The organism is Neorhizobium alkalisoli (assembly GCF_002968635.1).
In the GTDB taxonomy this organism is placed as follows: Bacteria; Pseudomonadota; Alphaproteobacteria; order Rhizobiales; family Rhizobiaceae; genus Neorhizobium; species Neorhizobium alkalisoli.
This window is the reverse complement of record NZ_PVBN01000040.1, coordinates 1-436: the sequence shown is the minus strand read 5'-3', so window position 1 is coordinate 436 and position 436 is coordinate 1. Positions and strand designations below refer to the sequence as shown.

Here is a 436-nt window from a genome sequence, read left to right as displayed (position 1 = left end):
CACCTACCGCATCGGCGACGGCCGCGGCGGCGCAGGCGAAGGCCAGCAGCGCTTCGCCCCGCTCAACAGCTGGCCGGACAACGTCAGCCTCGACAAGGCGCGCCGTTTGCTGTGGCCTATCAAGCAGAAATACGGCCGCAACATCTCCTGGGCCGACCTGATTATCCTGACCGGCAACGTGGCGCTGGAATCGATGGGCTTCAAAACCTTCGGCTACGCCGGCGGCCGCGCCGACACCTGGGAGCCGGACGACGTCTACTGGGGCTCTGAGAAGATCTGGCTGGAACTGAGCGGCGGGCCGAACAGCCGCTACTCGGGCGACCGCGATCTGGAAAACCCGCTGGCGGCGGTGCAGATGGGCCTGATTTACGTCAACCCGGAAGGCCCGGACGGCAATCCCGATCCGGTGGCCGCCGCGCGCGACATCCGTGAAACC

At 67.0% G+C, this 436-nt stretch carries 1 protein-coding gene; it reads left to right on the top strand.

Translation table 11 applies throughout. The features are described 5' to 3' along the window. Nucleotides 1–436 (top strand): peroxidase family protein (locus tag C5L13_RS28445; protein ID WP_342588210.1); only part of this gene is annotated, 436 nt, incomplete at both ends.